The sequence below is a fragment of the Bordetella genomosp. 9 genome (assembly GCF_002119725.1).
Classification (GTDB): Bacteria; Pseudomonadota; Gammaproteobacteria; order Burkholderiales; family Burkholderiaceae_B; genus Bordetella_C.
In genome coordinates this window covers 132,808-159,800 of the sequence record NZ_CP021109.1, presented here as the reverse complement: position 1 = coordinate 159,800, position 26,993 = coordinate 132,808, and the positions used below count along the sequence as shown (strand labels likewise).

Below are 26,993 nucleotides of genomic sequence, written 5' to 3'. Positions count from 1 at the left end.
TCGCGCGGCGTACCGCGGCATTATAGGAGGGGCGCCAGCCGGCCCGGGCGCGCCACCGGCCAGCGCCGGAGCCGTGATGTCACGCGGACGTTTTCTGGCGGGAGAAACGCACCGTATTGACCAGCACCGCCACGATGGCGCAGACCACGCCCATGACGAGGGCCAGCAGGGCGCCATGATGCCCGCCCATGCCGAACGCCGTGGCCACCAGGGCCGTGCCGAAGCTTTGGCCGAAGACCCGCGTGGTGGCCTGTACGCCGCCGATGGCGCCGCTGCGGTTGCGGGGCGCCGAGGAAATCATCGCCCGGTTGTTCGGCGTCTGGAAGAAGCCGAAGCCAAGTCCGCAAACGAACATGGCGGCGATTATCGTGGCGTTGGAAGCGGTGTGCGGCAAAAGCGCCAGCCAGATCAGCCCCAGCGCCATGCAAGCCGCGCCGATGCCGCTCAGCGACGCGGCGGAAAACCGGTCGGACATGCGCCCCGCGAATGGGGCGACCACCCCCGTAGCGACCGGCCATGCCGCCATCAGCACGCCCACTTCCAGATGGGGCCGGCCCAGCACGGACTGGAAGTAAAAGGGCAGCGCGACGTAGGCGGTCATCTGCGCGGCAAAGGTGGCGGCGGAGGCCGCGACGGCGTACGCGATGGGCTGAATGCGCAGCAGATCCACCGGCACCAAAGGCGCGGTCTGCCGCGATGCCCGGCGCACCAGCAGAATGCCCGCCAGCACCGAAATCGCGACCATGCCCGCTCCCCTGATGAAGTCCGCATGCAGGTTGTCGATGCCGGTGATGAACACGCCCAGCACCACCATGCAGAGCAGGGCGCTGATCACATCGAAACGCGTGTTGTTGCGCGGCACGTCGGGCAGGAAGCGCACCAGGAATAGGCCGAAAATCCCGAAGGGCACGTTCACCGCGAAGATCCAGGGCCAGTCCGCCACGGACAGGATCGCCGAGCCCAATGTCGGCCCGAGTACGGACATGACCGCCACCATGGTGGCATTGATGCTGATGCCACGGCCCAGCTTGGATAGCGGATAGATATTGCGCACCAGCCCGCCGAACATGCACATCAGCGATGCCGCGCCAACCCCCTGGAACATGCGCGCCAGCGTCAGAGTCGTCAGCGAATTGGCCATCGAACAGCCGAGCGAAGCCAGGGTGAACAGCGCCAAACCCAGGCCGAACATGCGGCGGAAACCCACGCGTTCGGCCAAAGCGGACAGTGGCAGCAGCATGATGACCACCGACACGCTGTAGGCGTTCACGATCCAGACGGCGCTGGCCGGGTCGGTGTTCAGGTCGGCGGCGATCGTCGGCAGCGCCACGTTGGCAATCGTGCTGTCCAGCACCGCCAGGCCGATACCCAGCAGCACCACGCCCGCCGCCCAGTAGCGGCGCGGCGCGGGCAAGCCGTCATACGCCGGTTTGGCGCCGCCCTGCGGGTTCGGGCCCGGCTTTGCGCCGGAGGGAGATTGCGGAGACGTGCTGCGTTGATCCTTCACGGCTTCTTCTTGACCGGGCGTTGCCAGTTGTCGATGGTGGTCTGGCGCACCCGCGATATGGTCAGCTTGTCCGCCGGCGCGTCACGCGTCAGCGTGGTGCCGGCGCCCAGGGTGGCGCCGCGCTGGACGCGCACCGGCGCGACCAACTGCGAATCGGACCCGATAAACACATCGTCCTCGATGATGGTCCGATGCTTGTTGGCGCCATCGTAATTGCACGTGATGGCGCCGGCGCCTACGTTCACGCGCGCGCCGATGTCGGCGTCGCCGATGTAGGCCAGATGGTTGGCCTTGCTGTCTTCGCCCAGCACGCTGTTCTTCACTTCGACGAAATTGCCGATGTGTGTGCGGTCGCCCAGCGCGGCGCCGGGCCGCAGGCGCGCGAAAGGACCAATGCGCGCGTCCGCGCCGACCGTGGCGTCCTCGAGATGGCTGAAGGCCTCCACGACGGTGCCGGCGCCAACCCGCACGTTGCGCAGCACGCAGTGCGGCCCGATGCGCACGCCGTCCGCGAGCGCCACCGTGCCTTCGAACACGCAACCGACGTCAATAAAGACATCGCGGCCGACGGTGAGATCTCCGCGCACATCGAAGCGGGCCGGGTCGGCAATCGACGCACCGGCTTCCAACAGCCGTCGCGCCTGCTCGCGCTGCCACACGCGTTCCAGTTCCGCCTGCTGAAGCCGGCTGTTCACACCCAGCGTTTCCCACCCGGCGGCCGGCTGGGCGCTGCCCACCGGCACGCCATCGGCCACGGCCAGGCCCACGACGTCGGTCAGGTAGTACTCGCCCTGGGCGTTGCGGTTATCGATGCGGGTCAGCCAGTCCTTCAGCTTACGGGTCGGGGCGACCAGGATGCCGGTGTTCACTTCGGCGATGGCGCGCTCCGCATCCGAGGCGTCCTTGTGTTCCACGATGCGACGGATGCGGCCGGCCTCGTCGCGCACGATGCGCCCATAGCCTGTCGGGTCGCCCAGTGTTTCCGTCAGGACCGCCATGCCGTCCTGGCGCGCCTCCAGCAGACGCGCCAGCGTACCCGGCTGCACCAGCGGCACGTCTCCATACAGCACCAGCGTGGCGTCGTCGGCGTCGCCTTCCGCCAGCAAAGGCACGGCCTGCGCCACGGCGTGCCCCGTACCCTGCTGAGGCTGCTGAAGCGCGAAAGCCACGTCCGCGGCGCCCTGGAAAGCCGCCTTGACCCGCTCGGCTCCGTGCCCGACCACAACGACGATGCGGGCGGGATGCAGCGCCCGGGCGCTATCCAGTACGTGGGCCAGCATGGGGCGGCCCGCCAGCGTGTGAAGCACCTTGGGCAGGTCGGATTGCATGCGCTTGCCCAGCCCTGCAGCGAGTATGACGACGTTCAGCATGGAATTTCGACAAGAATGCGCCGCCTCTGGGGCGGCGCATGGTGGAAGGGATTTACGACTGATCCGAGTCCGATTGTATTTTGTTTTTCCTGACGGCCGATTTACGCGGCGTCGTCTTGCGTGCTGACGCGGACTTGCCTGCGGCAGTCTGTGCGCCGCCGGATGGGGACCGCTTGGACGCGGCCCGGCCCGTGTCGCGCCGCGTTGCGCTCGCCGAACCGGAACGGCTGGGCGGCTGGGCCGCTTCTGACGCGTCCTGCGGCGTTGCCTTCTGCCCGGAGGCCTGCGTTGGGTCGGGCATGCCCGGCGATGGCGCCGGTGTGGCGCCGGCCGGCATCGTGGCGGCCGTGGCGGCGGCCAACTGGTTGAACTGCTGTTGCAGCATGCCCCACCACGCCTCGGATGCCGATTGGGCTGCCTGGCTGATCGCCTGCGCCGACCCGGCGGACGAGCCGGGGGCGTCCGCCTCGCCCGACGCCGCCTGCGCGCGGCCTTCCTTGCCGGCCGTCGAAGCGCGGCTGGACGCCGCGCCGGCGGCGGCCATGCCCGGCGGCCACATTCCCGCATCCGCCGGCTCGGATGCGCCGGCAGGCTGGGGCGAGCCGGCTTCCGGCGAGCCTGCGCCCCCCGACCCGCTCCCCGATGCGGACGGCCGCTCGGCCCCGCTTCCGCCCGCGGCGCGGCGGTCACCGGCTTCGGCCTGGTCCCGGCGATGCGCCGGCTTCAAGCCGAGCGCCACTTCGAGCGGCGAGGCTTCGCCCCAGCCGCCAGCGCCCTGTCCTTGGGAACCCAGGGTATCGACGAATGAACGCAGCGTCGCAATCGTGGATCGCTGCACTTCCAGCCCTTGTATCGTGCTGGACAACATCGACAGATTCATGCGCAGCCAGCTTTCCACCGTGCGCAGCTCGGCGATGCGGCGCTCCAGATCCTGTATGTTCATCGGCGGCGTCATCGGCAGCGTCTGCGCCAGCCCGTTCGGGCCCATCAGGTTCGTCCAGGCCTGCCGCATCATCTCCATGCTGGCGATCAGCGGATTACCGCCGGACTCGCTGCCGCCTTGGCCCATGCCGGGCAGGACGAAGGGATTCGTGTTCTGGTCTGTCATCGTGTCCTCTCGCGCCCCCCTTCTGCGCGGCCGCGCCCACGGCCACACCGGGTAAGGCGCATCCGATGGCGGCCATACGCAGGGGCCGCCGTCCCCCTGTCTTCGCGCCTTTATTGCGGGAGCAATTGATTGTTCTCTACCCGTATCGCTTGCCCAGGCGCGTACTGGAACGGCGTCGAGCTGCGGAACGTATGCGTGCGCCCGTCGTTCGTCCGCGCCACCAGCCGATACTGTGTCACCGTCTGTTGCTGTTTCATATTACGCTCGATTTCACGGCCTGCCAAAGCGCCGCCCACCGCCCCCAGCACGGTCATCGCGGTCCTGCCATTGCCGCCACCGAACTGGTTTCCCACCACCCCACCGACAACCCCGCCAGCCACCGTCCCGAGGATGGGCTCGCTGCGGTTCTGCACCGGCACTTGGACCGTATTCACCGACACCACTACGCCGCAATGCGGGCATGCCGCCTGGCTCCCGGCACCGGGCGCTTGGCCGGGCCCAACCTGGCCCGTGCCAACCTGGTTCGTCCCAACCTGGTTGGTTCCAACCTGGCCCGTCGCGGCTTGACCTGTCGCGGCCTGTTCTGCTGCAACCTGATCCGCTCGCGCCGGCATGGGTGCGGGCGCGGGCTGCGCCACGGGCGCCGCGCCCTGAACGGCCCCCGCTTGCGGCGCCGCCGCGGTCGCGCTTTGAGCCGCTTCCTGCTGTGCCTTCGGCGTCGGCAGCCAACCCAGGATGGCGGCAATGGCGACCGCGCACAGCGCGATCACGCAGACCGACGCGATCGCGACCAGGGGATGCAAGCCGCGACGGGCCGTGACGGCTGGGGAAGACGCTGGAGTATTCATCTTGGCCTCCTTTGAAAGACGGCCCGATGTATAGCATCGGGCACCCTTTTCGGCGTATTGCCAAAGTGACCGTTTGAAAACGCTGCGGCCAGGCGCGCGCGCTGCTGCCGGCCACTGGCACGCTCGTCCAGCTACGCTATTTTTATGCCGGCCGCCGACGGCGTCCCGCCGTCGAACCGGCCTCCAACATCCGCGACGATGCCGCACGGCTTCGCTGCGGATTCTGTGACAATGCCATCATGGACACGATTCCCATCTCCCGCCTCGAAGACGCGATCAACTACTGGCGCAACCGCTCGCCCTCCACGGGCGACGAGTCCCGCCTCTGCCCGGAGGCCGCGGCACTGGCTGTGCCCTACGCGATGATGATCTTCGCCCGCCAGCGGGAATTCACCCTGCAAGACCTGGATGGCCCCGCCGGCGCGGCCTTCGAGTCCTGGCGCGCCGCGATGGGACAACCGGGAAACGCCAACGGCTGAATTCGGACTGGTGAGAGAGGAACGGAGCAGCGGCGCCGGTGCCAAAAGTGCCTCGTCGTGTCCCTGCCGAGGGGACCGGCAGTTTTGGAGTCGTTGCAAATGTCAGTCATCAGCCCCTCTCCTGTCGCGAAAGACAGCCTTTCCCCGCCCCCGGCGGATGCGCGATCATTCGAAGCCCCGCCACCCCCCTTCACGGTCGATGCCGCGAGCGCGAAATATCCGAACGCCGCAAATAACGACGACGCAGACCTTTTCGCAGCGCGGATCGCAGACATAGGAAACAGCAGGACCGGCGATACGCGAGCCGCGGACGAGGGCGGCGGCCGCGACGCGAATGGCTCCGTCGACCATGAAGCAACGGCTCGCCGCATCGTCGCCGCTTTCGTGGCCCATGCGCGCGCCGCGCGCAATCTTCCCGCCGAGGCGGATGCGTCGCACGTCATCGCCGCCTATTTCGCTCCGCATGCGAAAGGGGACGCCGATACGGCAGGCAGGTGGCTGGAAGACGACACGTCGCTGCTGCTGGGCCTTGCCAAGGCCTCCGGTCTGTTCGAAGGCGACGTCGACGCTGCCAGCCTCGAGGCCGGCCATCGCCGGCTGCTGGCCAACGCGCTGGTCCTTTCGTTGACGCGCGCCATCGATTGGAAGGCGGCGCTGGGGGCCGATGGCGCCGATGGGGCAACGGTGTTCTATGACGGCATCACCCTGCGCAATGCCACCCGCCTATCCCTTCGCGATGCGGCCGCCGCGATGGATGCGCGCATCGGGCAGGCCTTGGACGCCGCGGCCGGCACCAAAGGGCTTGGTGCGATGATCCCGCAGCTGAGAACCGCGCTGATCGGGGACCCCACGCTTTCCTTTCATCCGCTGCCGCAAACCGTACGCTACGGCAGCCGCGACTGGATGAATCTCTGGGCCGGCATCGAAGCCTGCAAAGACGCTGGCCTGAATCCGGCAGCCCTGTCTTTCGACGAAGTCACGGCCTTCGGTCAGGCGATGAGTATGGCGCCAACGTCAAGCGCGGAACGCGGGCACGAGCTCGCGCAGACCGCGGTACTGCTCATGGCGCACGCCGCCGGCAAGGCGGACCTGGCCCAGCTGCGGGAAGATAACCAGGCTGAAATCACGGAAAAAATCCAGGCATTCGCGGCCCAGGAGTTCAAATCCGAAATCGCGCTGGGGGAAGTCACCGCACGTCTGTTGGCGCTTGGAGACCCGCCGACGGCGCAAGGCATCGCCGAAGAGGCCCTGAAGGAGCTGGGCCTGGACCCCAGGGCCATCGTCATCGAAGAACCGGTTTCTTCCAAGGGCAAGCGGCTCAGCTTCAAGCTGCATGACTTCTACGTCAGATTCAACGACCTGTCCGAAATCGAACCCGGCCCCTACAACAACGACCTGATCGCTGAGATCGGCGACAACGCGCCCCGGTACAAGGACGTCTACAACCGCAAATTCGACGCCTATATTTCGAACTACATCGACGCCCACAAGGGCCTCGTCCGCGTCATGACGGACATCGCGCGGCAAGACGGCTTCAGGGAAGGCGACCCCGATGCGTCGATTCGCATCGACCGCATCGCCATCACCTCGCCCAGCGATATCCAGGCGTACGGCTTTTTCATCCGATACAGCGACGGCAAGTCGCTCTATCGGTACTTCTTCTCTCCCAGCGGCATCGTCGAAAAATTCCAGACACGATGGGCCGCGAGGACTGGCTTAGAAGCAACCGCCATCTCGCCCTGGCCGCGGAAGACCTGAAAAAGATCGAAGCGGCATCGGGTTCGGAGGTGAACTTCAAATGTTCCTTCGATCAGCTGGTACGCGGGCAGGCGCGCCGCTTCGACGACGCCATCGACGCCGAGTTTCGCCCCAAGCTGCTGGCGCTCAAGGATCAAGGCGCGCCTGTCCAGGACGGGGTCAGCAGAGCGGATCGCGTCCTGGAGACGGTCGTCCCGTTCTACGGCGTTTATACCGGCATCAAAAGAGGCGACTACGTAACGGCGTACCTATCGTTCATCTCCGGCGTAGTCACATTGATTCCTCCGGCGGTTGCCGCCGGCAAGCTCATGGCCGTCGGCAAGAAGGCCCTTTTTCTGGGAATCCAGGTCGCGATCGGTTCATTCGCGCGCCGCGGGTTGTTGAAAGGAGCAATGCTGGGCGTGCAGTACGCGGGGGCCTACGCCCGGGCGTTGTCGATCGGCGCGCACGCGATGCATACCGCCAGCACTGCGATCGATGCCCTTGCCCCCGGCGCATCGTCGCTGCTTCGGCGGTCGTATAAGTATCTGCGCCCCGAAACGCTGCGCAAGGCCGCCGCGGGCCTGCGCGGCAAGTTTCCCGGCCTTGCCGCCCGGCTTCGCGGGCGCGCCGGCTTATTGAATACATCAGGCATGAAGGCGCCGCTCTGGGCAAAGCCGCGCATGGCGGCGCCGGCCGTACCCGCGCCCGGCGGCGTCCAAGCGCCCTTCGTCAGGGCAGTTTTGGACAATGGCGGTACGCAATGGCTACAACGCTTCGGCACCGCCTATGTGCGCCTGGACCCCTATCGGCTTCAACCTGCCGGGCCCGTGCTTTTGCGCGCGTCCGACGGACGTCTCAGCCCATCGCTGGAAATATCGGAACTGACGCGCAACGCGGTCGCCGGCCGCGCCATGCTCGACCTGCTGCGCCGGACGCCCGTGTCCGCCGACGGCACCATCGCGGTTGACGGCAAAACATTTGCCTTCATCGCTGGCGACTATGTCCAGGTCGAGAAGGCCACGCCATTCGCCGCCGGCGGTCCGGTCCCTTGGCGCACCGTGCCTGCCCGGCCCACCGGGTCGGGACCGCAGGCGCCGTCCACCGCCGAAATATCGACACTGCTCGTTTATGACGCCCGCCAGGGCGGTTGGGTGAGCCAGGCCCATCATTCGTCATTCCAGGCAGACCGCATCGGGCACCGGGACGGGACCATGCTGCCTGACGGCATCGTGGCGCGCTATCGGATTTCCGAAGCCACGCTGCGGCAGACCCTCGCCAGCGCGGCAAGGTCCGGAGACGGCACCATCATGCTCGGCGGCAAACGCTACGCCGAAATCGGCGGCGACTTTCTGGAAGTGCTGCCTGATCGCGCGACCAGCACACGGGAACGGCCCATCTGGCGCATCGCCGGCGCGCCCTTGCCCGGAACGCGCGATGGCGGGCCGCGCCTGGTCTGGGACAAGGGCCAGGCCGCATGGCGCAAGGCGGAAACCGTCCCTCGACTACAGGGCGGAGGAGGCAAGCCGGGCACGGCGGGCGCCGGGAGTGCGGTAACGCGCAGAATCGACGCGGACGCCGTGAAAGATATGGCGGACCGCATCGTCATCAATCCGGCCACGATAAAGCCGACGCGCATCGCGGATACGGAAACGGTGCGGCTTGCGAAGACGATTCTGGGAGAAGCCACGGATCTCACCCATTACCCATGGTGGGACAACGAGCTCGACCAGTACCTCGACTTCTACGTCGCCAATCTGCGAACCTCCGCCTACGCCAAAGTCGACCCAAGCCTGGCCGATCCGTCCAATGCCGACCGTATGGAGGACCGGATAGTGGAGAACATGCGCCGGTTTCTAAAGGATCTTTATGCGCGATCCGAGACATTCCGCGGCCTGGCCAATTATGCAAGGGACAATGGCATTCTCCGGAAAGACCTTGCATGGGTCATGCATATCGTCGCGCCCGATACGCTGACAAACGGCACAGCCCAGACGTCCCATCGCTACCACGTTACAGTACGCCACCCCGATGCAAAAAAGATCGTCGTGCCTGACGTGCAGGCGCCGCCCTGTTGGACTCCAATGGCAGTAAACGGGGAAACGAAGCTTTTTGGAGCCGTCTACGACGGCGGGACAGTCGGTCCCATCGCGAGTCCGGCAACCATCGTCCATGAGATGATGCACTTCCTGACGCGGATGAGGGATCCCGACGGTTCCTCGTTGGATCGTGGCGTAGTGGAATATCTGGCGCAACGCGTACTGCAGGAAAGCGGCGTTACGCAGGCGCGCCGGTTGACTTACGCGGGCTGGAGTGAGAAACCGGACAAAGAGAACCTCCGAAGGATTGAACACTACGTCAGGATTCAGGACGAGTATCTCTCCAAGCTGTTTCCGATGACGGGTCCTCCCGCCGAAGCCTGGAACCCCTCTGCGGGCAATGACCGGTGGCTCACTGCCGACACGACGCAGCCAGCGGGTTCGCAGACGCAGCCTTAGCGGCCTGGAGCCGGCGGGCACTTGACGTCTCGCAAGCGCCGGAGCGCCTCGCTCCGGCGCGATGTCCGAAGCCCGCTTTTTCGAGTGCCCTCAGGCCAGCAAGGCCTTGATATCGTGCACGAGCGAATCCACGTCGGTGCCATTACCCGCCAGCACGCGGGCCTCACCCTTCGCATCCAGCAGATAAAACGCCGCGCTGTGATCCATGCTGTAGTCGACGCCGTTCTTCGCCGGCACCTTCGCGTAATACACCTTGAACGACTGCGCCGCCTGCCGCACCTGCTCGGGCGTCCCCGTCAACCCGACGAACGTCGGGTTGAATGTCTGCACATATTGCTTCAGGACCTCCGGCGTATCGCGCTCCGGATCCACGGTTACCATGATCACCTGCACCCGCGCCGCGTCCTCGCCGAGCGCCTGCATCACCTGCGCCATCTCCGCGAGCGACGTCGGGCATACATCCGGGCACTGCGTGTAGCCGAAGAACACCACCAGCACCTTGCCGGCATAATCCGCCAGCGTGCGGGGCCGCCCGTCCTGGTCCACCATCGACAAAGCCTTCCCCAGGTGCGTACCGCTGATATCGCTGCCCTTGAAAGCCGGCGACCCCTGCCCGCATGCGGTCAGGAATCCCGCGATCGGGGCGGCGGCCAGGGCGCGCAGAACCGCGCGGCGCGAATCGGGCGAAACAGGCATGGAAAGCTCTCGCGACGGGGTCAGCCCAGCAGCTGGGCCCAGTGATCGATCAGAAGCGCCCCGAACAGCAGCGCCAGGTAAACGATGGAATAGCGGAACAGCTTCCGGGCCAGCGCATCCGAATAGGACCGGTACAGCTGCCAGGCGTACTTGACGAACACGCCGCCGAGCACCAGCGCACATGCCAGATAAAGCAGCCCGCTCATCTGGATCGCATAGGGCAGCAACGTCGTCGCAAGCAGCGCGATGCTGTAAAGCAGGATATGCAGTCGCGTGAACTTCTGGCCGTGTGTCACCGGCAGCATCGGCAGCCCGGCCTTCACGTAGTCGTTGGTGCGGTAGAGCGCCAGCGCCCAGAAATGGGGCGGCGTCCAGATAAAGATGATGAGCACCAGCACCCAGGCCTGCGCCGGCGCGGCGTCCGCAATGGCGGCCCAACCCAACGCGGGCGGCATCGCGCCCGACAGCCCGCCGATCACGATATTCTGCGGGGTGCGAGGCTTCAGGATGATCGTATAGATGACGGCGTAGCCGACGAAGGTCGCAAAGGTCAGCCACATCGTCAGCGGGTTGACCAGGTTGTACAGCACCAGCATGCCGGCGCCGCCGAGCAGGCCCGACAGCGCGATCACCTGCTGCGGCATGATGCTGCCGCGGGCAGTGGGACGCCGGGCGGTGCGCAGCATGCGGGCGTCGACTTCCTGCTCGATCAGACAATTGATGGCGAACGCGGCGGCGGCAAGCAGCCAGATCCCCAGGGTGGCGAAGGCAACCCGCTTCAGGTCCGGCATCCCGGGCGCCGCCAGGAACATCCCGATCACAGCGCAAAAAACCGCGAGTTGTGTCACACGCGGTTTGGTGAGCACCACGTACTGGCGCAGCAATCCGGAATCCGAAGCAACGAAACTGGTCATGACCGTCATTTTAAACCGGCTGCGGCGCCAGGGCCCGCAGGGCGGGCTGTCCCGCCGTGAACAGCCGCACCAGCAATGTAACCGTCGCCAGCACCAGTCCCGCCGCGCCGCCATTGTGCAAAACGGCGATCAGCAGCGGCCATTCGAAGAAGATCGTCGTCAGCCCCGTCAACAACTGGGCCAGCAGCAGGCCCAGCACCAGATTCGCCGGCGCCCGCAACCCCCGTTCGCTACGCAGCCGAGCTGCCAGGATCCCCATGTAGATGAAGACCACGAATGCGAAATTCCGATGCACCCAATGAATCGCCGTGAGGGCGTACTGCGAGATCATCTCGCCGGATGGCAATTCGCCCAGGGCCCGGATGATCGAGAAACCCCCGGCAAAATCCATGGGCGGCAGCCACTGTCCGTGGCACGTCGGAAAATCCATGCAGGCCAGCGCCGCGTAATTCGTGCTGACCCATCCGCCCAGGGCGATCTGTACCGTCAAGAGCGCCAGCCCGCCCATGGTCCAGCCGCGCCACCGCGCCGCCTGCGCGCTCAGGGGACGATACGGCCTTTCACGGGCCGCCAGCCACGTCATGACGGCCAGGGTCACCATGCCGAACAGCAGGTGCGCCGTCACCACGACAGGCATCAGCTGGTGCGTGACCGTCCACGCGCCGAAGGCGCCTTGCACGCAAACCACGACCAGGGCGGCCGTCGCCAAGGCGGGCGACCGGCCCAACCGGTCGCGATGGCGCCACGCCATGTAGACCATGACAATGATGAGCAGCCCCAGGATCGACCCGGCGTAGCGATGGATCATCTCGATCCAGGCTTTGGACAGCGACACCGGCCCGAACGGCATGGCCTGATTGGCGGCATGGATGTCCGATAGCGAGCCCAGCGGCGACGCGCTGCCGTAGCACCCGGGCCAATCGGGGCACCCCAACCCGGAATCCGTCAGGCGGACGAAAGCGCCGAACATGATCAGGTCCAGCGTCAAAAACCATATGAAGAAAACCAGCTTGCGATAGCGTTGGATGACGGGGTCCATGCGCTCAACCAATTCGGGAGTTATAGATCAGCTTGCTCACGTCCTTGCGGACCTTCAGCGGGTCGGCGTCCACGGGAAACTGCAGCATCAGATGACCCAGCGGGTCCGCCATCCACATCGGCCCAGCCAGGGCCGCGGAAGGCCCGCCCGCCGCGCCGGCGGCGTCGCCCAGCAGGAAGGGAGCAAGCTGCTCAGGGCGCGCGCGCACCATGATCGTCCCGCGATAGGCTTCGAGCACTTTTTGCGGCACCGGAGCTTCGTCCGTAATGAACCAGACCCGCACCAGACGATCCACGTTCTTGCCCTGGCTTGCATGCGTATTGCGGATGATGAAGAGCTTGCGCGCGCAGGATTCCGGGCAGGCGCCGCCATCGGCCGTCATCAGCAGCCACTTTCCTCTCAGGGTGGTCAGGTCGAAAGGCTGCCCATCCAGCGTTGCCAACGGAAGCGCCGCGGCGGACGGCAGGTCGCGCTGCGGCTCGATGAGTTTTCCGTAGTTGCTGCTGTCGTCGGGCCACCATTGAGGATTCAGGTAAAGCACGACCGCGGCAAGGATGGGCGCGAGCGTGATCGCGAAGATCGCGATGAGGATCGCGGCGGAGCGTGGGCGGCGGCCGGGAGGCGCCGCGGCGGCAAAAGGCATGGCGGGGCGAACCACGTGTCGTTCCTGCTGTTCGATGAAGGTTGGACGGTGAGAATGTACACGGAGCCGGATATCGGCCCCGCAGCATGGCCGCGCTATGGGCCCCGTCCACGGCGCAGCGCACGGCGCGTGCGCGCGGCCCGTACCGCCACCACGATGAATGCAATGCCCGCGATGCAGGCAAAGCCGAACCATTGCATGGCGTAGCCCGCATTCTGGTGGTAATCCACGGACGGCTGCGGCCACTCGCGCACCAGGCCGTCTCCAGTGGGCGCGTGCTGCTCGACCACCGCGGGGAGCAGCCGCAGCGCGGTGGCCTTGGCATAGGCGTCCAGATCGAGGTTCTGCACGGTGGGCGGCCCGCCCGGAAGGGGCCACGCGGCGGGCAAGCCGTCCGCCGGGGCGCCGCCCGGGTTCCACAGTTCGAAGAGCCGCGGCACGCGTTGGACCAGTTCGCCGGCAATCGGTTCGCCATCCGGCGCGCGCGGTATGGCGGCGGCCGGCACGCCTTGCATTGCGCGCGGCATCCAGCCGCGCAGCACCAGCACCGCCACGCCTTCGCCGCCTTCCAGGATCAGCGGCGTGGCCACCCAATAGCCCGGCCGGCCGTTCTGGTTGCGGTTGTCCAGCAGGACGGTCATGTCTTCGCGCCAACGGCCGTGCACCGATACCGGCCGCCAGGGTCGGAGGTCGTCCGGCGGCGTGGCGGCGCTCAGCGCCAGCGGCGGTTCGCGGCGGCCGTTTTCGATGGCGGCCAGAAGCGCGCGCCGCTCGTCGGCGCGTCGCAATTGCCAGCGGCCCAGAGACACGAACAATGCGAACATCAGTCCGAGCAGCACCAATGCGGCGAGCGTGCGATGCCCTCGAGTCATGTCTGCAATAATTCCGTTTTGCACCCGGAGGCCGCCATGCGCGTTCTAGTCGTCCTGGCCTTTATTGGGATCCTCGCCAGCCTTGGATCCGCCCTGATCTACCTGATGAAGGATAAAGGCACCACGAACAGAACCGTCAATGCCCTGACGGTACGTATCGGCCTTTCCGTCGCGTTGTTTCTGTTTGTGCTGCTGGCGCATCACCTCGGCTGGATCGAGTCTACCGGAATAAAGTGAAGGAGGGCCCACCCCCGAAGCGCTGCGCGCTCCCCCTCAAGGGGGCACGCCTGCGGACCGGAGGGGGAGCCCACCCCCGAAGCGCTAACGCGCTTCCCCCTCAAGGGGGCGACGCCAGCGGACCGGCGGAGCCGGATCCGCGGCGTCCTGGATAAGACCGGGCTCAGAACCAGTACACGAACAGGTACAGGCCCAGCCAGACGACGTCAACGAAGTGCCAATACCAGGCGGCGCCCTCGAAGCCGAAATGGTGGTCCGGCGTGAAGTGGCCGCGGATCAGGCGGAACAGGATGACCGTCAACATGGTGGCGCCCATGATGACGTGAAAGCCGTGGAAGCCGGTCAGCATGAAGAACAGCGAGCCGTAGGCGCCGGAGCTGAACTTCAGGTTCAGCTCGGTGTACGCGTGGTGGTACTCGAAAGCCTGGCAGCCAACGAAGGCCGCGCCCAGCAGTACGGTCACCGCCAGCCAGAAGATCGCCTTGCCGCGATGCGCCGCACGCAGGGCGTGGTGCGAGATCGTCAAGGTGACGCCGGAAGTCAGCAGCAGCGCCGTGTTGATCGTGGGGAGCGGGAAAGGGCCGACCGTCTGGAAGTGTTCCACCACGCCGGCGGGACCGAAGTTGGGCCAGGAGGCGGTGAAGTCCGGCCACAACAGCAGCTTGTGGTCCAGATCGCCGAGCCAGGGGGTCGTGATCAGCCGCACATAGCCGAGGGCGAAGAAAAACCCACCGAAGAACATGACCTCCGAGAAGATGAACCAGCTCATCCCCCATCGGTAGGAAACGTCAACGCGCCTGCTGTTCAGCCCCCCTTCGGATTCGCCGATGGCGTCGCCGAACCAGCGGAACAGCACGGCGATCACGGCCAACAGGCCAACCAGCACGAGCCATTTGCCGGCCGGCACGCTGTTGACCCAGGCCGACGCGCCCACCGCCGTGACCAGCAAGGCGACCGCCATGCGGACGGGATGGCCGGAGTCGGCCGGCACGTAGTAGTACGGCGCCTGTTTCGCTTGCACCGAGTGTCCTGCACTCATGGTCTTCTCCCACTTGTACGTCGAATAGATTTCAGCTCACGTTCGCCACGACCCAGCGCACGATGAGCACCAGGACCGCGACGAAAATCGCGCCCGCCAGCACGCCGGCGATCACCAGGTGCACGGGGTTCAACCGCGTGGCGTCCTCGCGATAGGCGGCGCCCTTGCGGATTCCCAGCATGCCCCACGCCACCGCCCTCATGGTGTGCAGAAACGTGGGCCTGGATTGCGGGCCCTGGCCGCGATCGTCGCTCATCGTGTTCTTTCTCAGCCTGGGCGGAAACCGGTGAACAGGCTGGCTCCCTTGAATATCGTCCAAGCAAAGACCGCCACGACAATGACGAGCAGCACGACACCGGCGATACGGTTGCGGCGGCGTTGTTCCGGCGTCATCTGCGCTCCCTGCTGCGTGCCCGGCGCACGCCTTACTTCACTTCCGGCGGGGTTTCGAAGGTGTGGAAAGGCGCGGGCGAGGGCACCGACCACTCCAGCCCTTCGGCGCCGTCCCACGGCTTGGCGGACGCCACCTCACCCTTGCCGGCGAAGCAGCGCAGCATGGCCCACAGGAAGATAAGCTGCGACAGACCGAACCAGAACGCGCCGATGGTGGCAACCTGGTGGAAGGTCGTGAACTGCGCGGCATAGTCCGCGTAGCGCCGCGGCATGCCCGCCAGCCCCAGGAAGTGCATGGGGAAGAAGGTCACGTTGAACGAAATCAACGAGAACCAGAAGTGCAGCTTGCCGAGCTTTTCGCTGTACATGCGGCCCGTCCACTTCGGCACCCAGTAGTAGGCGCCCGCGAACAAACCGAACAGGGAGCCGGCCACCAGCACGTAATGGAAGTGCGCCACCACGTAGTACGTGTCGTGCACCTGGATGTCGATGGGCGCCATCGACAGGATAAGACCGGTGAAACCGCCCATCGTGAATACGAAGATGAAGCCGATGGCGAACAGCATGGGCGTTTCGAACGTCATTGCGCCGCGCCACATCGTCGCCACCCAGTTGAACACCTTCACCCCGGTGGGAATGGAGATCAGCATGGTGGCGTACATGAAATACAGCTGGCCGGTGACCGGCATGCCGGTGGTGAACATGTGATGCGCCCATACGATGAAGGACAGCACCGCGATGGCGGCCGTGGCGTACACCATGGACGCGTAGCCGAACAGTTGCTTGCGGGAGAACGCTGGAACCACCGCGGACACGATGCCGAAGGCCGGCAGGATCATGATGTAGACCTCGGGGTGGCCAAAGAACCAGAACACGTGCTGGTACAGCACCGGGTCGCCGCCCGCGGCCGCGTTGAAGAACCCGGTGCCGAAGTGGCGGTCGGTCAGCACCATCGTAATGGCGGCGGCCAGCACCGGCATGACGGCGATCAGAAGGAAGGCCGTGATCAGCCACGTCCAGCAGAACAGCGGCATCTTCATCAGCGTCATGCCGGGCGCGCGCATATTCAGGATGGTCACGATCACGTTGATCGCGCCCATGATGGACGAGGCGCCCATGATGTGCATCGCGAAGATGGCCATGTCCATGCCCGGACCCATCTGCAGCGACAGCGGCGCATACAGCGTCCAGCCCGCCGCGGTCGCGCCACCCGGCACGAAGAACGACGCCGTCAGCAGGATCCCGGCAGCCGGCAGCAGCCAGAAGCTGAAGTTGTTCATGCGCGCGAAAGCCATGTCCGACGCGCCGATCTGCAGCGGGATCATCCAGTTCGCGAAACCTACGAAGGCAGGCATGATGGCGCCGAACACCATCACCAGGCCGTGCATCGTGGTGAACTGGTTGAACAGTTCGGGACGAAAGAACTGCAGACCCGGCTCGAACAGTTCGGTGCGAAGCAACAGCGCGAGCGTCCCGCCTTCCAGCAGCATGACGAACGAGAAGATGAGATACATCGTCCCGATGTCTTTGTGGTTGGTGGCGAACAGCCAGCGCCGCCAGCCGGTGGGTATGGCGTGGTGATGGTCATCGTGACCGTGGCCGTGCCCGTGGCCCGGCGAGACGTGGTCTACAGTGACGCTGCTCATAGTCTCGACTCCTTCCTGCGGATTGCCTGGACCGTTCCACGGCCAGGCTGAGGTATTCGGTATATGGCGGACGCGATCGGGTCCGGACGCATGTCCGGACGATGCGCTAGTGCGGCGACGACTTGACGGCGGACGGCTGGACGGTCGGATCCTGACCCTTGCCCGCATTGCCCCAGGCATGACGGGTATAGGTGATGACCGCGGCGATCTCGACGTCGTTGAGCTGGTTCATGAACGCCGGCATCGGCGTGCCGGGACGCCCATGCAGGACGGTCTTGATCTGTTCGTCCTGAGGGCCGAGAACGACCTTGTCGCCGTCCAGCGCCGGGAAGGAACCCGGCACGCCCTTGCCGTTGGCCTGGTGGCAGACCACGCAGTTGGCCCCGTAGACTTTTTCGCCACGCGCGACCAGATCGGCTTCGGTCCACTGCTTGTTGGGATCGTCGCCCGCCGCGGCCATTTTCTTCTTCTGATCGTCGGCCCACTTCGCGAAGTCTTCCTTGGACTTGACGTCCACGACGATGGGCATGAAGGCGTGGTCCTTCCCGCAAAGTTCCGCACACTGGCCGCGATAGGTGCCGACCTTCTCCGCGCGGAACCAGGTGTCGCGCAGGAAACCCGGAATCGCGTCCTGCTTCACGCCGAAGTCAGGCACCATCCACGAGTGAATGACGTCACCGGCGGTCAGCACGATGCGCACCTTTTGATCCACCGGGACGACGAGCGGATTGTCCACCTCCATCAGGTAGAAATCCCCCTTGGGCTCACGGCCCTCGATCTGGGCCCGCGGCGTGGAAAGCGTGGAAAGAAACTTCACGCCGGTGGCGGGGCCATCGACGTACTCGTAGCCCCACTTCCACTGATAACCCGTGACCTTGACGGTCAGATCGGGGCTTGAGGTGTCCTTCATGGCGACCACCGCCTTGGTGGCGGGCAGGGCCATGGCGATCACGATGATGAAGGGGATGACGGTCCAGGCGACTTCCACGCCAACGTGCTCGTGGAAGGTGGCGGGCTGATGCCCGCGCGATTTCCGGTGGGCCCAGATCGAATAGAACATGACGCCGAAGACGCCGATGAAAATCACCAGGCAGATGCTCAGCATCATCCAGTGCAACCACATCACGTCCTGGGCGATGCGCGTGACGCCCTCGTGCAGGTTGAGCTGGTCGACCTTGGGGCCTCCGGGCATGTCCTTCACCTGAGCGCTGGCCATGCCGCTTGACAGCAGTGCACAGGCCCCCAGTATCCCTCTCCACTTCTTCATGCTGACCCTCTATCATGGCGCGCTTGGGGCCGTGCCGGTGTGGCAGGGAAGCTGCCGGAACCTACACGAAAACGCGCAATTGTTGGACGGCAGATTTCGATACGGGCATCAAACCACACATGCCTGTCGGTTCTGCTCGAATCACAAAGAAACCGCCGGATTATAGCGGAGGCGGCCCCCCGGGGTAACGGCGGCGGAAAGCGGCCGTCCACCGAACCGCCGCCGGCACATCCCTGGAATAGAATTCCGGCCATGCCGTCATCGCCTTCGTCCTTCACCACGCCACCCATGCCCGCGGACCTGTTCGCCCTCTTGCGCGACCGTGCGCAGGAGCCGCCGCCTTCGCTTTCCCGCCCGCTGTCCATCGCCGGCCGCCGCTGCGGCCAGGCGACGCTGGCCGCCTGCGACGCCTTGCGCGGCCATCCCGGCGTCCGCGTCGAACCAGGCGGCCTGCACCTGGGCGAGCCGCTGTCGCAAGGCGCGGACCTGGATCGCCTGCTGGCCAGCGTCGCGCAGACCCTGCGCCAGGCCGATTGCCTGCGCGGATGGCGCGGCGAACTGTTGGACGTGCACGACGAAGACGGCCACCGGCTGGGCGCCATCGAGCGGGCGGCGGTGCGGCCTCTCGGCATCCTGACGCGGGCGGTGCACCTGAACGCCTGGACGCCCGACGGGCGCCTGTGGATCGCCCGGCGCGCCCTGAACAAGGCCACGGACCCCGGCATGTGGGACACGCTGGTGGGCGGGCTGGTGGCCACGGGCGAATCGCTGGAGCTGGCGCTGCTGCGGGAATGCGAAGAAGAGGCAGGGCTCAGCCCGCACGACATACGGCAGCGCGAACCCATGCGGACGATCCTGCGCATGCACCGCCGCTTGCCCGAGGGCTACCAGGTCGAGGACCTGCTGGTCAGCCGCTGTGTGATGGATGCCGACGCGCGTCCCGGCAACCGCGATGGCGAAGTCATGGCTTTCGACACGGTCACGCCGGAACAGGCGCTGGCCATGGTGGCGGCGGGCGAATTCACGCTGGAAGCGTCCTTGGTGCTGGTGGACGACATTGCCCGGAATGCGTTGACCGGCAAAGGCTAACGCCTGCCACGACGCGAGGCCGGCCGCCCAGGGCCGCCCCGCCCGACGCCGGGCGAGGCGCATGTCAGCGGCTAGTGGGAATGCCGCGGGTCGCCGCGTGTTTCCACCACTTTCAGATAGAGCGTGGCGGGCTCCAGGCACATGCCGGTGGACAACTGGCCGACCATGCCGCGGAAGATCTCCTGCCACGGCGTCTGCGGCGGCGGAATGTCGAAGGTCTGCTCGCTCCGCCGCGCTTCGAGCACGTCGGAATCGACCTGCAGCGTCACCGTACGCGCGTTCAGATCCACGCGGATACGGTCGCCCGTGCGCAATAGCGCGAGGCCGCCGCCTGCCGCCGCTTCCGGCGACATGTTCAGGATGGATGGACTGGCCGATGTTCCGCTCTGGCGGCCATCGCCCATGCAAGGCAGCGACTCGATGCCCTGCTGGATGAGCCGGGCGGGCGGCGCCATGTTGACGACTTCTGCGCCGCCGGGATAGGCGATCGGTCCCGCGCCGCGGATCACCAAAATACAGCGTTCGTCGATCTCCAGGGAGGGATCGTCGATGCGGGCATGATAGTCCTCGGGCCCGTCGAAAACGATGGCGCGCGCCTCGAAGGCGTTTTCATCGCCCGGCTCGGACAGGTAGGCCTTGCGGAAGTCTTCGCCCACCACCGACATCTTCATGATGGCGCTGTCGAAGAAATTGCCGGACAGCACGATGAAACCGGCGCGCTGCTTCAACGGCGCGTCGCACGTGCGGATGACGTCGGGATCCGTCGTGGCGGCCCCTTCGGCGATCTGCGCCACCGTCTTGCCCGATACGGTCAGGCAGTCGCCATGCAGCCGGCCCGCCTTCAACAGTTCATGCTGGACCGCCGGAACACCGCCGGCGCGATGGAAGTTTTCACCCAGATATTCGCCGGCCGGCACGCAGTTGACGATCAGCGGGACGTCCTCGCCGAAACGCTGCCAATCCTCCAGCGACAGATCGACCCCCATGTGGCGCGCGATGGCGATGAGGTGCGGCGGGCAATTGCTGGACGCGCCCAGTGCCGATGCCACGGCAATGGCGTTTTCAAAGGCTTTGCGCGTCAGGATGCGCGACGGCCGCAGGTCCTCCCGAACCATCTCGACGATGCGCAGTCCGGTGGCGTACGCCATCTGGCCGCGTTCGCGATACGGCGCCGGGATGCTGGCGCAGCCCGGCAGCGACATGCCCAACGCTTCTGCCAGCGAGTTCATGGACAGCGCCGTGCCCATGGTATTGCAATGCCCCACCGAGGGCGACGACGCCGTCGCCAGCGTCATGAAGCCCTCATAGTCGATCTTCCCCGCCGCCATCAGATTGCGCGCATGCCAGATGACCGTGCCGGAGCCCACGCGCTTGCCTTCGTGCCAGCCATCGAGCATGGGCCCGCCCGACAGCACGATGGCCGGAATATCAACCGTGGCGGCCGCCATCAGGCAGGCCGGCGTGGTCTTGTCGCAACCGGTGGTCAGGACGACGCCGTCGATGGGATAGCCGTGCAGGATCTCGACCAGGCCAAGGTAGGCCAGGTTGCGGTCCAGCGCCGCGGTGGGCCGGCGCCCCTGTTCCGCGAGCGGATGCACGGGAAACTCCATGGGGATGCCGCCGGCGTCGCGGATGGCCTCTTTCGTACGCTGCGCAAGCGCCAGGTGATGGCGGTTGCAGGGGGCCAGGTCGCTGCCTGTTTGCGCAATACCGATGATGGGCCGGCCGGATTGCAGCTCGGCCCGCGTCAGCCCGTAGTTGAGGTAGCGCTCGACGTAAAGCGCCGTCATGTCGGCATGGGACGGATCGTCGAACCATTTCTGGCTGCGCAGGCGGCGGGGTGCGTTGGACATGGGGCTTTCCTAGCCTTTGCGGACCTTGTTGATTTCTTCCTGCAGTTGCTTGACCAGTTCGGGGCCGAGGTCCTGCGTGTACTTGTCCACCACCGGCTGAGCCTTGGCGCGCAGGCGTTGCAGCTCTTCCGGCGACACGGTGTTGATTTTCATGCCGGCCTCTTTCAGCGTTTCCATCGCCTTGGTGGAATCGGCGCGGCTGTCCTTGCGTTCGAAATCGCGCGACGATGCGGCCGCCTCGCGGATCACCTTCTGTTCATCCGGCGACAGCGTGTCCCACCACTTCTTGGAGGCCAGCACGACCCACGGCGTATAGACGTGGCGAGTCAGGCTGAGATACGGCTGGACCTCGTAGAACTTGCTGCTCTGGATGGTCGTGACGGGATTCTCCTGCCCGTCCACCGTGCGCGTTTCCAGCGCCGTGAACAGTTCGGAGAACGGCATCGGCACCGCGTTGGCCCCGAGCGCGCCGAAGACGCCGAGCGCAATCTGGTTCTGCATGACGCGCAACTTCACGCCCTGCAGGTCCTCGGCCTTGGCGATGGGATGCTTGGAGTTCGTCACGTTGCGGAAACCGTTCTCCCAATACACCAGGCCCACCAGTCCCTTGGATTCCAGCATCTTCAGCAGCTTCTCGCCGAAGGGGCCGTCCAGCACGGCGTCGGCTTCCTTTTCGTCGTTGAAAAGGAAGGGCAGATCGAACACGCCGAACTCCTTGACCATGGTGGCCAGGGGCGCCGTCGAACCGACCATCATTTCCTGAGAGCCGCCTACCAGGGCGGATTGCATCTGTTCGTCCGAACCCAGATTCGCGGATCCGAAGGTGCGCATTTTCATCTTGCCGCCGCTGAGCTTGCCCACCTGCTCGGCAAGGTAGCGGGCGGCGCGCCCCTGCACGCTTTCCTCGTTCAGGCCATAGCCGAAACGGATGATGCGGGACTTGATTTCCTGCGCATGCGCGGGCGCAACGGCCGCGCATGCCGACACGGCGGCCAGCGCGACGGCCAGTTTCTTCAATGTAATAAGCATCATGGTCTCCTCTTGCGGTTGTCGGTATTCAGGTCAATGGCTCGGCGGGCGCCGGGGCTAGTGGATCCACTTCGCCGGCACCGTAATCAGCTGCGGAAAGATGACCATCAGCAGAAGCAGCACCGTATAGGCGACGACGTACCGCCACGCGCCTCGGATGATGGTCTCCATGCGGATCCGCGCCACACCGGCGACGACGTTCAGCACAGTGCCGACGGGCGGGGTCAGCAAGCCCACGCAGCCCACCATCACGAACATGACGCCGAAATAGACCGGGTCGATGCCAGCCTTGGTGATCACCGGCATCAGGACGGGCGCCAGGATCAAAATGGTCGGCGTCAAATCCATGGCGGTGCCCACCAGCGTGAGCAGCACCAGCAGCGCGAACATCAGCCACTTGGGGTGGTCCATGAACGGACCGAGCAGACCGGCAAGCGCCTGCGGCAGGTCGGCCAGCGTGATCATGTACGAGGAAACCATCGCAGCGGCGACCAGGAACATGACGATGGCCGTGGTGCTCGCGGCACGCATGAAGAGCGCGCCCAGATCCTTGAAGCGGATCTCCCGGTAGACGAACAGGCTGATCAGCAGCGCGTACACCGCTGCGACCACGGCCGCTTCGGTGGGCGTGAAGATGCCGCCGCGCAAGCCGCCAATGATGATGACAGGCAGGAACAGCGCCCAGATCGATTCCCGCAGCGCGCGCAACCTGGCGCTCCAGGGCTGGCGCGGCGACGGTTGCACGTTGGTGCTGCGGCGCGCCGTCCAGGACCAGACCGCGATCAGGGTCAGCGCCATCAGCAGCCCCGGAGCGATACCGGCGAAGAAGAGCTTCGTGATGGACACATTGGTCGCCACCCCGAAGATGATGAAGGAGATGGATGGCGGAATGATGGGGGCAATGATGCCGCCCGCCGCGATCAGGCCTGCGGAATCGCCCGCCTCGTAGCCCTTGTCGCGCAGCATGGGGATAAGCAGCGATCCCAGCGCCGCGGCGTCCGCCACCGCCGACCCCGAAAGCGCGGCTAGCAGGACGCTGGCGAATATCGCCACATAGCCCAGGCCGCCGCGGATGTGGCCCACGAAGGTCGAGGCCAGATTCACGATGCGGCGCGAGATGCCGCCTTCGTTCATCAGCTCTCCCGCCAGCATGAACAGGGGAACGGCCATCAGCGTGAAGCTGTTGGCGCCGGACAGCATGTTCTGGCCGATGATCTGCGGATCGACGAAGTCCAGCTGGAACATCATCGGCACGGCGCTGATCATCAAGGCGAATGCGATCGGCATCCCCAGCGCCATCAGGCCCAGCAGCACGACCAGAAAAACGGAAAGAATCATGATGCTCAGCTCAGGGGATCGATGGCGGCGGCATCCTGGCGCAGCTCGGCGCCGGACAGGGTGAGGACGATATCGGCCACGACAAGCAGGGCCATGGCAACGGCGGCGTAGACGCACGCGGCATCGAACACGGCGGCGGGCAAGCCGGTCACGGGAAGCGTCGTTCCCATGTTGATGACGGCCTGCTGCCAGCTGCCCTTGATCCACATGCACAGCACGGCCAGGATCAGGACCTGGCAGAACAAGTGGGACACGCGCCGGGCGCCAGGCCCGAAGCGCTCCACGAGCATCGTCACGCCCATGTGCGTGCCGGTGCGCATGGCCAGCACCGAGCCGATGAAGATCAGCCAGACGAAGGCCAGGCGCGACAGCTCGTCGGAGACGTTGATGCCTGAATTGAAAAGGTAGCGCAGCGCCACATTGCCGAACAGCAGCACGACCATGACGACCAGACAGGCCACCATGAGCCAGCTTTGGGCGCGGAATATCAGGTCCAGTGCGCGGGCGCCGGATCGCGGCGCCACGCCATTGGGAGCATTCTGCATCGTTGTCTCCTCTTCTGGGTTCTGGGCGCACTTTGATTGGCGCCGGGTCGATGCAAAGCGCGATGTTAGCGCTATCATATCCAGCTTGCCAAGCCCCCTTCCGGGTTTGTCCCAACCCGGGCGCTGGGTCACACTACGGACTTTTTCCTGCCGAGACATGACGGTTCGCAAGTCCCGCAGTACGCGCCGCGCCGGCGTCACGATGGCCGACGTCGCGCGCCACGCCGGCGTCAGCGCCATCACGGTGTCGCGCGCGCTTCGCACGCCGGAGAAGGTGCAGGAGGCCGTGCGCCAGCGCATCCGGGAAGCCTGCGAACGTCTGGGCTATGTGCCGAACCACGCTGCCAGCTCGCTCGCTTCGGCCCGCTCGCGCACCATCGTCGTGCTGATCCCGTCGCTCAGCAACGCGGTGTTCGTCGATATCCTGACGGGCATCAAGGAAGTGCTGGACGCACACGCCCATCACATGCACATCGGGCTGACCGGCTATTCCTTGGAAGAGGAAGAGACCCTGCTGCGCAACTACCTGCAGCATTCGCCGGATGGCCTGATCCTGACGGGAATCGACCACAACCCGGGCGTATGGAAGCTGCTGGAGGCGCGCGACATTCCGACCGTCCACACCATCGAAACGCTGGATGGCGAACAAGGCTTGAGCGTCGGCTTTTCGCAATTCGACTCTGGCTATGCGGCGGGCCGCCACCTGATCGATCGCGGCTACCGCCACATCGGCATCATCGGCGCCCAGCTCGATCCCCGTTCGCTGCGGCGCTGCGAGGGCTGCCGTCAGGCGTTGCGCGACGCCGGCATGTATGACGCAGCGCGGGAAATCATGACGCCGAGCAAATCGTCGCTGAGCCTGGGCGCCGAGCTGCTGGAAGCCATGCTGCGCGACCACCCTGAATGCGACGCGCTGTTCTTCTGCAACGACGACCTGGCGCAGGGCGCCGTGTTCCAGTGCGGCCGCCTGGGCATCGACGTGCCCGGCCGCATGGGCTTGATCGGTTTTCACGACCTGAGCGGCACAGCCTGGACCACGCCGCCGCTGTCCACCATCGCCACGCCCCGCTATGAGATCGGCCGCTCGGCAGCCACGCTGCTGATGAACCACCTGGAAGGCCGCCCGAACCCGCAGCGCCATATGGACCTGGGGTTCCGGCTGGTTCAGCGGGAAAGCACCTGAAGACCCTCCAAGGCCGGAGGGCGCTTTGCGCCACGATTGGATGGCGTAAAGGTGTGCGCCCGCTCAGATCGAGATATCGATGGCCGACGTCCGTTCGTCCGCGCGCGCATCGTGGCGCATCCCTTTGCGCACGGCCCATACGGGATTGACCTGGTACAGCGGAATGATCGCCAGGTCGTCGATGGCGACTCTGACCGCATCCTGCATCTGTCTTTCGCGCGACGCGTCGTCCATCGTGGCCAGCGCCTGCGCCGTCATGGCATCCAGCCTGGGATTGCTGTAGCGCCCCTCGTTGGCCACGCCCCAGCCCGTCGTGGCGTTGTAGGTTCCCACTACGTTCATCAGCCCCGTCGATGCATCGCCGGCGGAATTGCCCCAGCCGATCAGGTGGATGGCGAATTCCTGCTTGCGCGCGCGTTGCGCGAACACCGCATAGGGCATGGTCGCCACCTCGACCCCCAGGCCGGCGCGCGACCACATCTGGCCGATCGCCTGGGCCACGCGAGAGTCGTTCGGATAGCGGTCGTTCGTGCTGTGCAGCGTGATGCGGAATCCCTTGGGAAAACCGGCCTGGGCCAGCAGCCGCCGGGCTTCCTGCACATTCACCTGGGGAACCGGTATATCGGGGTTGTATGAATAGGCGCCCGGCGGCACCCATTGCCCGTTCGCCGCGGCGCCGCCGTTCATCAGACGATCGACCAGCAGTTTGCGGTCGATGGCGAGGGATAGCGCCTGCCGCACCCGCAGGTCGCGCAGCGGGTTGTGCGCCAGCGGGCTGCCGTCCTCGGCCTTGATGAACGGCATATCGTCATCGCGCGACACGTTGGGGAACAGGAAGATGGAGCGCATGCCGGCAATCTGGTCCACCGCCACGTTCGCCGCCGACTTCAGATGCGCGATGTCCGCGGTGGGTATCTGATCCGCCATATCGATATCGCCAGCCAGCAGGGCGGCGATGCGCGTGCTGTCATTGGCGATGGCGCGCAGGCGCGCCCGCGCCCATGCCGGCTTCGCGCCCCAATAATCGTCGTTGCGCACAAAGCCGGCTTCCTCGTTCTGCCTGAAGTACTCATAGCGATAAGGGCCGGTGCCGATCGCGGCCTTGCCGGTGTTGTAGTCGTCGCTGGTGGCGTTCTCGCCCACGTGTTTGGAGACGATGTAAACCGTGCCGACGCCGCGCGGCAGGTTGGCGTACGGCTTGGACGTATGCAGCCGCACGGTGAGCGGGTCGATGATTTCGACTTGGGATATGACGTTGATGTAGCTGGCGAAGCCGCCCGGCACATCGCGCAGGCCGATCACGCGATTGATGGTGTAGGCCACGTCATCGGCGGTGAAAGGCTTGCCATCGTGCCAGCGTACGTTCGGCCGCAGCTTGAATTCCCATACCGTATCGGAGATAAGCTGCCAGGATTGCGCCAGCCCGCGCGCGGCGGGCTTGGAGTTCCGGTCGCGCTCTACCAGCTTCTCGAAGATGTGCGACGCGTAGTCGATGTTCGGCTGGGTATTCGCGTAATGCGGGTCGGCCGACGTTGCCGCGGAACGGGTGCCTATGATCAACGTGTCCTTACGCGTTTGGGCGAACGCGGTACGGGACCCGGTCAGCGCCGCGAACGTCCCCGCGCTGCCGAGAAGAAAATCGCGCCGATTCATCGTCATTGAT

The 26,993-nt window shown here is 65.7% G+C and carries 25 protein-coding genes and 1 pseudogene; 6 read left to right on the top strand and 20 right to left on the bottom strand.

The window, feature by feature from the left end; all coding sequences use genetic code 11:
* Window positions 1-79: 79 nt before the first annotated feature.
* From CAL13_RS00735 to CAL13_RS00720, 4 genes and pseudogenes are all read right to left on the bottom strand, one after another.
* Complete coding sequence (locus CAL13_RS00735) at window positions 80-1,414, bottom strand: MFS transporter (protein WP_232467807.1); 1,335 nt, start codon at window positions 1,412-1,414, stop codon at window positions 80-82.
* A gap of 89 nt (window positions 1,415-1,503) precedes the next feature.
* The gene (gene glmU / locus CAL13_RS00730) at window positions 1,504-2,877 is read right to left on the bottom strand and encodes a bifunctional UDP-N-acetylglucosamine diphosphorylase/glucosamine-1-phosphate N-acetyltransferase GlmU (protein WP_086071205.1); all 1,374 of its coding nucleotides are present in this window, start codon (window positions 2,875-2,877) and stop codon (window positions 1,504-1,506) included.
* A gap of 616 nt (window positions 2,878-3,493) precedes the next feature.
* Window positions 3,494-3,985 (bottom strand): annotated as a pseudogene (locus CAL13_RS21670) (PhaM family polyhydroxyalkanoate granule multifunctional regulatory protein); the annotation flags it as partial.
* Between the two features lie 110 nt (window positions 3,986-4,095).
* On the bottom strand, window positions 4,096-4,833 hold the full coding sequence (locus CAL13_RS00720) for a glycine zipper 2TM domain-containing protein (RefSeq protein WP_086071204.1): 738 nt from the start codon (window positions 4,831-4,833) through the stop codon (window positions 4,096-4,098).
* Window positions 4,834-5,072: 239 nt separating this feature from the next.
* On the opposite strand from CAL13_RS00720, the gene CAL13_RS00715 reads away from it, so the two are divergent.
* Window positions 5,073-5,312: a DUF3717 domain-containing protein gene (locus CAL13_RS00715; protein ID WP_086059146.1), complete on the top strand. Its 240-nt coding sequence runs from the start codon at window positions 5,073-5,075 to the stop codon at window positions 5,310-5,312.
* Between the two features lie 165 nt (window positions 5,313-5,477).
* Here CAL13_RS00715 and CAL13_RS21080 read toward each other — a convergent pair whose 3' ends face one another.
* Complete coding sequence (locus CAL13_RS21080) at window positions 5,478-5,705, bottom strand: hypothetical protein (RefSeq protein WP_157664766.1); 228 nt, start codon at window positions 5,703-5,705, stop codon at window positions 5,478-5,480.
* On the opposite strand from CAL13_RS21080, the gene CAL13_RS00710 reads away from it, so the two are divergent.
* Complete coding sequence (locus tag CAL13_RS00710; RefSeq protein ID WP_157664765.1) at window positions 5,697-7,070, top strand: hypothetical protein; 1,374 nt, start codon at window positions 5,697-5,699, stop codon at window positions 7,068-7,070. The two genes, CAL13_RS21080 and CAL13_RS00710, sit on opposite strands and share 9 nt — an antisense overlap.
* Window positions 7,010-9,547, top strand: coding sequence for a hypothetical protein (locus CAL13_RS00705; RefSeq protein WP_086071202.1), 2,538 nt, complete (start codon window positions 7,010-7,012; stop codon window positions 9,545-9,547). The genes CAL13_RS00710 and CAL13_RS00705 overlap by 61 nt, the downstream gene beginning before the upstream one ends.
* A 90-nt stretch (window positions 9,548-9,637) precedes the next feature.
* Here CAL13_RS00705 and CAL13_RS00700 read toward each other — a convergent pair whose 3' ends face one another.
* From CAL13_RS00700 to CAL13_RS00680, 5 genes are all read right to left on the bottom strand, one after another.
* On the bottom strand, window positions 9,638-10,243 hold the full coding sequence (locus tag CAL13_RS00700; protein WP_086071201.1) for an SCO family protein: 606 nt from the start codon (window positions 10,241-10,243) through the stop codon (window positions 9,638-9,640).
* A 20-nt stretch (window positions 10,244-10,263) separates the two neighbouring features.
* A complete protein-coding gene (gene cyoE, locus CAL13_RS00695; RefSeq protein ID WP_086073448.1) occupies window positions 10,264-11,157 on the bottom strand; it encodes a heme o synthase in 894 nt (297 codons plus the stop codon).
* A 10-nt stretch (window positions 11,158-11,167) separates the two neighbouring features.
* A complete protein-coding gene (locus tag CAL13_RS00690; RefSeq protein WP_086055789.1) occupies window positions 11,168-12,196 on the bottom strand; it encodes a COX15/CtaA family protein in 1,029 nt (342 codons plus the stop codon).
* A gap of 4 nt (window positions 12,197-12,200) precedes the next feature.
* Window positions 12,201-12,839: an SCO family protein gene (locus CAL13_RS00685; protein WP_086071200.1), complete on the bottom strand. Its 639-nt coding sequence runs from the start codon at window positions 12,837-12,839 to the stop codon at window positions 12,201-12,203.
* Between the two features lie 95 nt (window positions 12,840-12,934).
* The gene (locus tag CAL13_RS00680; RefSeq protein ID WP_086071199.1) at window positions 12,935-13,711 is read right to left on the bottom strand and encodes an SURF1 family protein; all 777 of its coding nucleotides are present in this window, start codon (window positions 13,709-13,711) and stop codon (window positions 12,935-12,937) included.
* A 36-nt stretch (window positions 13,712-13,747) separates the two neighbouring features.
* On the opposite strand from CAL13_RS00680, the gene CAL13_RS00675 reads away from it, so the two are divergent.
* Window positions 13,748-13,948 (top strand): twin transmembrane helix small protein, encoded by a 201-nt coding sequence (locus CAL13_RS00675; RefSeq protein ID WP_086055786.1) that lies wholly within the window; start codon window positions 13,748-13,750, stop codon window positions 13,946-13,948.
* Window positions 13,949-14,111: 163 nt separating this feature from the next.
* Here the strand turns inward: CAL13_RS00675 and CAL13_RS00670 are convergent, their stop codons facing one another.
* From CAL13_RS00670 to coxB, 5 genes are all read right to left on the bottom strand, one after another.
* The gene (locus tag CAL13_RS00670; RefSeq protein WP_086055785.1) at window positions 14,112-14,987 is read right to left on the bottom strand and encodes a cytochrome c oxidase subunit 3; all 876 of its coding nucleotides are present in this window, start codon (window positions 14,985-14,987) and stop codon (window positions 14,112-14,114) included.
* Window positions 14,988-15,018: 31 nt separating this feature from the next.
* Window positions 15,019-15,243 (bottom strand): DUF2970 domain-containing protein, encoded by a 225-nt coding sequence (locus tag CAL13_RS00665; RefSeq protein ID WP_086055784.1) that lies wholly within the window; start codon window positions 15,241-15,243, stop codon window positions 15,019-15,021.
* A gap of 11 nt (window positions 15,244-15,254) precedes the next feature.
* Complete coding sequence (locus tag CAL13_RS21395; RefSeq protein ID WP_232462469.1) at window positions 15,255-15,380, bottom strand: cytochrome oxidase small assembly protein; 126 nt, start codon at window positions 15,378-15,380, stop codon at window positions 15,255-15,257.
* A gap of 32 nt (window positions 15,381-15,412) precedes the next feature.
* The gene (ctaD, locus tag CAL13_RS00660) at window positions 15,413-17,026 is read right to left on the bottom strand and encodes a cytochrome c oxidase subunit I (protein ID WP_086055783.1); all 1,614 of its coding nucleotides are present in this window, start codon (window positions 17,024-17,026) and stop codon (window positions 15,413-15,415) included.
* Between the two features lie 106 nt (window positions 17,027-17,132).
* A complete protein-coding gene (coxB, locus tag CAL13_RS00655) occupies window positions 17,133-18,293 on the bottom strand; it encodes a cytochrome c oxidase subunit II (protein ID WP_086055782.1) in 1,161 nt (386 codons plus the stop codon).
* Between the two features lie 252 nt (window positions 18,294-18,545).
* Between coxB and CAL13_RS00650 the strand changes: the two genes are divergently transcribed.
* Window positions 18,546-19,382 carry an NUDIX hydrolase gene (locus tag CAL13_RS00650; protein WP_232467723.1) on the top strand — a complete coding sequence of 279 codons (837 nt, stop codon included), beginning with the start codon at window positions 18,546-18,548 and terminating at the stop codon, window positions 19,380-19,382.
* A 71-nt stretch (window positions 19,383-19,453) separates the two neighbouring features.
* Here CAL13_RS00650 and CAL13_RS00645 read toward each other — a convergent pair whose 3' ends face one another.
* From CAL13_RS00645 to CAL13_RS00630, 4 genes are read right to left on the bottom strand one after another with little or no spacing between them, the layout of a single operon-like run.
* A complete protein-coding gene (locus tag CAL13_RS00645; protein ID WP_086071198.1) occupies window positions 19,454-21,235 on the bottom strand; it encodes an IlvD/Edd family dehydratase in 1,782 nt (593 codons plus the stop codon).
* A gap of 9 nt (window positions 21,236-21,244) precedes the next feature.
* Window positions 21,245-22,264 carry a TRAP transporter substrate-binding protein gene (locus CAL13_RS00640; RefSeq protein ID WP_086059144.1) on the bottom strand — a complete coding sequence of 340 codons (1,020 nt, stop codon included), beginning with the start codon at window positions 22,262-22,264 and terminating at the stop codon, window positions 21,245-21,247.
* A 57-nt stretch (window positions 22,265-22,321) separates the two neighbouring features.
* On the bottom strand, window positions 22,322-23,602 hold the full coding sequence (locus CAL13_RS00635; protein WP_086071197.1) for a TRAP transporter large permease: 1,281 nt from the start codon (window positions 23,600-23,602) through the stop codon (window positions 22,322-22,324).
* Window positions 23,603-23,607: 5 nt separating this feature from the next.
* Window positions 23,608-24,147 carry a TRAP transporter small permease gene (locus CAL13_RS00630; RefSeq protein WP_086055778.1) on the bottom strand — a complete coding sequence of 180 codons (540 nt, stop codon included), beginning with the start codon at window positions 24,145-24,147 and terminating at the stop codon, window positions 23,608-23,610.
* A gap of 157 nt (window positions 24,148-24,304) precedes the next feature.
* Between CAL13_RS00630 and CAL13_RS00625 the strand changes: the two genes are divergently transcribed.
* Window positions 24,305-25,330: a LacI family DNA-binding transcriptional regulator gene (locus CAL13_RS00625; protein WP_086055777.1), complete on the top strand. Its 1,026-nt coding sequence runs from the start codon at window positions 24,305-24,307 to the stop codon at window positions 25,328-25,330.
* 63 nt (window positions 25,331-25,393) lie between these two features.
* On the opposite strand, the gene CAL13_RS00620 is transcribed toward CAL13_RS00625, so the two are convergent.
* Window positions 25,394-26,989: an ABC transporter substrate-binding protein gene (locus tag CAL13_RS00620; RefSeq protein ID WP_198297881.1), complete on the bottom strand. Its 1,596-nt coding sequence runs from the start codon at window positions 26,987-26,989 to the stop codon at window positions 25,394-25,396.
* Between the last annotated feature and the right edge of the window lie 4 nt (window positions 26,990-26,993).